Source organism: Bradyrhizobium sp. 23AC, assembly GCF_054863025.1.
Genome location: NZ_JAVAYN010000031.1, coordinates 58039 through 65193, shown reverse-complemented (window position 1 = coordinate 65193; position 7155 = coordinate 58039). Strand labels below are relative to the sequence as shown.

Genomic DNA, 7155 nt, shown 5'->3' with positions numbered 1-7155 from the left:
GGCGAGCGCGAATGCTCGATCCAGCGCCGCAACCAGAAGGTCATCGAGGAGGCGCCGTCGCCGCTGCTCGATGAAGCGACGCGCCGCAAGATGGGCGAGCAGGCCGTCGCGCTGGCCAAGGCCGTGAACTACGACTCGGCCGGCACCGTCGAGTTCGTCGCAGGCCAGGACAAGAGCTTCTACTTCCTGGAGATGAACACGCGCCTGCAGGTCGAGCATCCCGTCACCGAGCTCGTCACCGGCATCGATCTCGTCGAGCAGATGATCCGCGTTGCCGCGGGCGAGAAGCTCGCCATCGCGCAGAAGGACGTCACGCTGACGGGCTGGGCGGTGGAATCGCGTCTCTACGCCGAAGATCCGTTCCGCAACTTCCTGCCCTCGATCGGACGTCTGGTGAAATATCGTCCGCCGGCGGAAGCCAGCCACGACGGCATCACCATCCGCAACGATACCGGCGTGCAGGAGGGCGGCGAGATCTCGATCCATTACGATCCGATGATCGCCAAGCTCGTCACCCACGCGCCGTCCCGCGCGGCCGCGATCGAGGCCCAGGCGACCGCGCTGGACTCGTTCTACGTCGACGGCATCCGTCACAACATCCCGTTCCTCTCGGCGCTGATGCATCATCCGCGCTGGCGCGAGGGCCGGCTCTCGACCGGATTCATCGCCGAGGAATTCCCCAAGGGCTTTGCGGTGCGCGTGCCGGAAGGCGAGGTCGCCCGGCGCATCGCCGCGGTCGGCGCCGCCATCGATCACGTGCTCGGCGAGCGCAAGCGGCAGATCTCGGGCCAGATGGGCGGGCGCATCGTGCAGCGCGAGCGCCGCCGCGCGGTCTGGCTCGACCGCCAGGAGATCCAGCTCGAGGTCGCGCGCGAGGGCGAGGCGATCGCGATCCGCTTCGTCGACGCCGAGGGCAAGGCCGGCAACGCGCATCTCTTGCAGTCGCCGTGGAAGCCGGGCGACCCGGTCTGGCAGGGCACCATCGACGGCCAGTTCATCGCGGTGCAGGCGCGGCCGATTGCCAACGGCATCCGCCTCGCGCATCAGGGCGTCGAGGTGCCGGTCTATGTCTGGACCGAGGCCGAGGCGACCTCCGCACGGCTGATGCCGGTGACGACGGCCTCCGACAGCGGCAAGAAGCTGCTGTGCCCGATGCCGGGCCTCGTGGTCTCGATCGCGGTGAACGAAGGGCAGGAGGTCAAGGCCGGCGAGACGCTGGCCGTGGTCGAAGCCATGAAGATGCAGAACGTGCTGCGCGCCGAGCAGGACGGTACCGTGAAGAAGGTTCACACCAGCGCCGGCGCGACGCTGGCGGTTGACGCGCTGATTTTGGAGTTTTCCTGAGTACCGCAAAGATCGCGACCTGAGATGGGCAGCCGCCTGCAGGACTTCCGGTTAGCTCTAGACAGAAGTGACGTTGGGCGGCTCGGCTCCACTTGGGACGGGGTGGAGTTGATGAATACCGAACTATTTGCATTGGCATCGGGCTTTGCGCCTGCTTCACACGAGGACTGGCGCAAGCTGGTCGATGGCGTGCTAAAGGGAGCACCGTTCGAAAAGCTGATTGGCAAGACGTACGACGACTTGAGAATCGAGCCGATTTACCGCCGCGCGAAAGACGTCACGCCGATCGTGGGGCGGGCACCCGCGGCCCCTTGGCAGATCATGCAGCGCATCGATCATCCAGACGCGGCAACGGCAAACAGGCAAGCCCTTCAGGATCTGGAGAATGGAGCGACGGGCCTGGCGCTCGTCTTTGCCGGGGCTAACTGCAGCCGCGGATTCGGTCTAGATCAAACGGCGGGTGCCGTCGCCAAGGCTTTAGAGGACGTCCACCTTGATGCCGGCATTGGGATTGAACTTCAGATTGGTACACAAGGGCGTAAGACCGCGATCCATGTCGCGGAATATGTGAGGTCGGTCGGCCTCGATCCAGCCATCTGCGACATTCGATTCGGGCTCGATCCGCTGGGCGCGTGCGCCCTTCGCGGACGCAGTCCATACACTTGGGACGAAATCGCGCGGACCGTTGCCAGCACGATAAAAGGGTTTGTAGCGCTGGGGTTCAAGGGGCCGTTCGCCGTGAGCGATGGCAGTATCGTTCACGATGCCGGCGGCTCGGAAGTGCAGGAGCTTGCCTTCGTGCTTGCCTGCGGGGTGGCATATCTGCACGCTATGGAAGCGGGGCGCATTCCGCTGGATCAAGCACGAAGTATGATTTATGCGCGGCTCGCTGCTGACGCAGACGAGTTTTTGACTATAGCCAAATTCCGCGCCTTACGACTACTCTGGGCGCGCATCGAATCGGCGTGTGGTCTTGAGCCAAAGCCGCTGTTCATTGCGGCCGACAGCTCCTGGCGCATGTTGACCAGGCGCGATCCCTACGTAAACATGTTGCGCGCTACCTTGGCGACATTCTCTGCGGGAATCGCCGGTGCCAATGCGATCACGGTTCTCCCGCACACGTTGGCGCTAGGCCTTCCGGACGCGTTTGCGCGGCGCGTGGCGCGTAACACGCAGCTTCTGCTGCTGGAGGAAAGCAATCTGGCCAAGGTTAGCGATCCTGCCGCAGGTGCTGGCGGCATTGAGGCGCTAACAATAGAGCTTTGCGAGGCGGCCTGGAGGAGCTTTCAGGAGACTGAAGATGCCGGAGGCCTCTTTGCCACTCTCCAACAGGGAACGCTTCAGGCGAAGATCATAGCTACGCGCAGAGCGCGCGATACCAATCTCGCGAAGCGCCGCGAGCCGCTGACTGGAGTAAGCGAGTTCGCAACCCTTGGCGAAGGCGCAGCGTCGGTACTGAACGTAACACCGGTGGCTCTTCCGCCTGAGGTTGGCCAGAGATTCGTATTCGATGCACTACCGCCGATCCGGCTTTCGGAACCATTTGAAGCGCTCCGCGACAAGTCCGATGCCATACTGAAGCTATGCGGCGTGCGGCCGCGAGTTTTTCTTGCTAGTCTTGGCACACCGACCGACTTTACGGCCCGCGCGAGCTTTGCGAGGAGCTTCTTCGAAGCCGGAGGAATTGAGGCTATCGACGGCGCAGGCGTCGCCGACCCAGCCGAGCTTGCCCTCGCATTCATGGGCTCTGGTGCCGCACTCGCCTGCCTTTGCTCCAGCGATAAGATCTATGCGGAACGCGCCGAGATCTCCGCCCAAGCGCTTCAGCAAGTCGGCGCTAGGCACATCTATTTGGCGGGACCTCCCTCTCAATTCGAGGCCGCGTTTCGGCGGGCTGGCATCGGCAGCTTCATTCACGTCGGTTGCGACGCCTTGGCGACGCTAAATGCCGCTTACGACTGGATCCAAAACCCGAAGATTCCTTCGGATAGTCGCTAATCGAAACGCGAGCACTCAAATGTCATCCATCGGCGGTATCCCGCATTTTGCAGATGTTGCTTTCGAAAGGTGCTCGGTCGTCGCCTCTTCTGTTCCCGTCGATCCGTGGGTCACTCCGGAGGGCATTCCGGTCAAGTCAGCATACGGAGAAGCAGATATCGCCGGGCTCGATTTCCTCGAGACCTATCCGGGCATCGCGCCGTACCTGCGCGGCCCCTACCCGACCATGTACGTCAACCAGCCCTGGACGGTCAGGCAATATGCCGGCTTCTCCACGGCCGAGGATTCCAACGCGTTCTATCGCCGCAACCTCGCGGCGGGCCAGAAGGGCCTCTCGGTCGCGTTCGATCTCGCTACCCATCGCGGCTACGACTCGGATCATCCGCGCGTCGGCGGCGACGTCGGCATGGCGGGCGTTGCCATCGATTCCATCTACGACATGCGCACGCTGTTTGCGGGGATTCCGCTCGACCAGATGAGCGTGTCCATGACCATGAACGGCGCGGTGCTGCCGATCCTCGCGCTCTACGTCGCCGCGGCCGAGGAACAGGGCGTGCCGCCGGAGAAGCTGTCGGGCACCATTCAGAACGACATTCTGAAAGAGTTCATGGTGCGTAACACCTATATCTATCCGCCCGCGCCCTCGATGCGGATCATCTCGGACATCTTTGCTTACACCTCGCAAAAGATGCCGAAATACAATTCGATCTCGATCTCCGGCTATCACATGCAGGAGGCCGGCGCGACGCAGGATCTCGAGCTCGCCTATACGCTCGCCGACGGCGTCGAATATCTGCGTGCCGGCCTTGCCGCCGGCCTCGACGTCGACCGCTTCGCGCCGCGCCTGTCGTTCTTCTGGGCGATCGGCATGAACTTCTTCATGGAGGTCGCCAAGCTGCGCGCGGCGCGCCTGCTCTGGGCCAAGCTGCTCAAGCCGTTCAACCCCAGGGATCCGCGTTCGCTGTCGCTGCGCACGCATAGCCAGACCTCGGGATGGTCGCTGACCGCGCAGGACGTCTTCAACAATGTGATGCGTACGACGGTGGAGGCGATGGCGGCGACGCAAGGCCACACCCAGTCGCTGCACACCAACGCGCTCGACGAAGCGCTGGCGCTGCCGACCGATTTCTCGGCGCGCATCGCCCGCAACACCCAGCTGTTCCTGCAGCAGGAGAGCGGCACCACCCGCATCATCGATCCCTGGGGCGGCTCCTACTACGTCGAGCGGCTCACGCGCGACCTCGCCGCAAAGGCCTGGAGCCATATCCAGGAAGTCGAGGAGCTCGGCGGCATGGCGAAGGCGATCGAAGCCGGCGTGCCGAAGCTGCGCATCGAGGAGGCCTCGGCCAAGACCCAGGCCCGGATCGATGCCGGCAAGCAGGCGGTGATCGGCGTCAACAAGTACAAGCCGACCGACGAGGCGCCGATCGATATCCTGAAGGTCGACAACACCAATGTCCGGCGCCTCCAGATCGACAAGCTGACGCGGCTGAAGTCCGAGCGCAACCAGAGGGACGTCGATGCCGCACTCGCAGCGATCACTCGCTCCGCCGGCGACGGCAACGGCAATCTCTTGGCGCTCGCCATTGTTGCTGCGCGCGCCAAGGCGACTGTCGGCGAAATTTCGGACGCGATGGAGAAGGTGTTCGGCCGGCACCGCGCCGAGATCAACTCCATCAGCGGCGTCTACAAGCGGGAGGCGTCCAGCATGGGCAGCCAAATCGAGAAGGTTCAGGCGCTGATCGACGCCTTCGAGGAGGCGGAAGGCCGCCGCCCGCGCATCCTGGTCGCCAAGATCGGCCAGGACGGCCACGACCGCGGCCAGAAAGTGATCGCCTCGGCGTTTGCCGATATCGGCTTCGACGTCGACATCGGGCCGCTGTTTGCTACCGCCGACGAGGCCGCGCGGCAGGCCGTCGAGAACGACGTCCACATCCTCGGCGTCTCTTCCCTGGCGGCCGCTCACCTCACCGCCGTGCCGGAGCTGAAGGCCGCGCTCAAGAAGCAGGGCCGCGACGACATCATGATCATCGTCGGCGGGGTGGTACCGCCGCAGGATTACGATGCGCTCTATGCCGCCGGTGCCGAAGCGATCTTCCCGCCTGGCACCGTGATCGCGGACGCCGCCGAGGAGCTGATCCGCAAGCTGAATGCCCGGCTCGGGCACAACGAGGCGGCATCGCTGAATACAGGCTCACCCGAGCGCTCGTCCGAATATGACTAGCAGGCAGCAATCATGTCGACTCTAGATCGAATTCGTCACGAGATAGATCACATGCGCGTTCAGATCGGACGTCACCGTAGGGACGCATCTCGACTGCGACATGCAGGAATAGACGTGGGCGCAACGGAAGTGCTCATCGGCAAGATACAGGCGAGACTTCAAGAATTATGCTCTGAAAGAGATGAGCTGAGAAAGATGCAGCCGAGTCCGACAAAGGGTCGGGTCGGTCATCGGAAATGGTGACTCCGAGAGCTGGCGCAGTCGAGATTGCAGTGCCAGCCCTTCGTCCATAGCTCTGCCGGAATACGTGGCAGAGTTGCCTCAGGTCTGCGCACTTCGATCAGAGCAATTCGACGCCGGCCCCAACAACTTCACCTCCTCTCGCCGCACCGGTTAGCGAAGAGGACGTCTTGCGTCCGTAGGCAACAGCATAGAATGCTGATTTGTCAGGCGGGGCGTGACCACATTGAACATTAATGCCGAAAGGACAGCGCGACATGATCATCAAACTCTAGTCCGGGGTGGGGCATGGATTAACGGTCCACGCCAATAAGGAGAGATAATGTGACGCTTAAGCACGTCTATCTTAGTGCTCCGGAAGATGAAAGGTTCGCATTGCTTCTACGAAGAACTTGGATTGACCGCTTTGCCGACCGCGGCAAATGGATTCAGTTCGTAGGAGATAAGGCCGCCTTTTGCTTGGCAAGCCCGGCGGAATCCGCGTCAAGCAGTCTCGGAATGCTGTCGTTGTATACGAGTGGAGGATATGGACACAGCGCTTGAGCGAGCGCGGGTGAAGGGCGCTGGACTCGTCGGCGATAGTCTCAATCGCTGCGTCCGCTTCGGTCTTCCCTTCTCGGTCAAAGCGACCTCGCGTCGCCGCGGGTTCAGAGGATCTTTGGAGCTCTTGATGAGGCCCCGTGATTTGCGACGATTGATAACGCCGGTGATGGTGGCTGAGGTTTTGTGAGCAAGGACCCACCTCTTTCAATTTCGCCAGCGTCGAGAATTGGGGCCCTGCGCTTAGCGCATCAAATCGGTGCCCGGAGCCGCTTTGCGACTCCCAGTGACGCGGAACGCGTTTCGGTAACGACTATCACCTTTCCAGCTCTTTCAACGGGAAGCGCACCACATATCTATAAACTTCGTGACTTCGGAAGATTACACGACGAGGCGACGGTATTCGATTATGATCTCAGCAATGCTGGGCTACATTCTCGACTTCTACGACGTTCTGATCTTTCGTTCCTTTTGCCCGCGACTCCAACGATCGATGTCGCTATCATTGGCTGAGATCGGTTCACTGCAGGCTTTGACATTGTTCGGATCGGCCATTGGCGGCGCGCTGTTTGGCGTCATCGGTGATCGACTTGGTCGAAAGACCTCGCTTCAACTCACAATCGCTGCGCAGCGTGTAAGCCGGCCCAAACCCCTGAAACGTAGGGAAAAAGACCGATGATATCGCCGGTAGGGGCAGCGCCGTTTGCCGCGCTATCCAAAAACCCAGGGTATGGTCGACCCGCGAGACATTGCCTCGCCGCGGTCGGCTCCATCAGGGCAGCTCTGTGACCTGCATCGGACTTACGGGG

Annotated in this window: 4 protein-coding genes; all 4 read left to right on the top strand. The window is 62.0% G+C overall.

Annotation, left to right across the window (positions count from 1 at the left end):
* On the top strand, positions 1 to 1344 hold a 1344-nt coding region (locus RAD10_RS38945; protein WP_461621619.1), incomplete at its 5' end, for an ATP-binding protein.
* 111 nt (positions 1345 to 1455) lie between these two features.
* On the top strand, positions 1456 to 3342 hold the full coding sequence (locus RAD10_RS38940; RefSeq protein WP_461621618.1) for a methylmalonyl-CoA mutase family protein: 1887 nt from the start codon (positions 1456 to 1458) through the stop codon (positions 3340 to 3342).
* A 28-nt stretch (positions 3343 to 3370) separates the two neighbouring features.
* Positions 3371 to 5566 carry a methylmalonyl-CoA mutase gene (gene scpA / locus RAD10_RS38935; RefSeq protein WP_461621621.1) on the top strand — a complete coding sequence of 732 codons (2196 nt, stop codon included), beginning with the start codon at positions 3371 to 3373 and terminating at the stop codon, positions 5564 to 5566.
* A 1201-nt stretch (positions 5567 to 6767) separates the two neighbouring features.
* The gene (locus RAD10_RS38930) at positions 6768 to 7025 is read left to right on the top strand and encodes a hypothetical protein (protein ID WP_461621617.1); all 258 of its coding nucleotides are present in this window, start codon (positions 6768 to 6770) and stop codon (positions 7023 to 7025) included.
* Positions 7026 to 7155 lie beyond the last annotated feature (130 nt).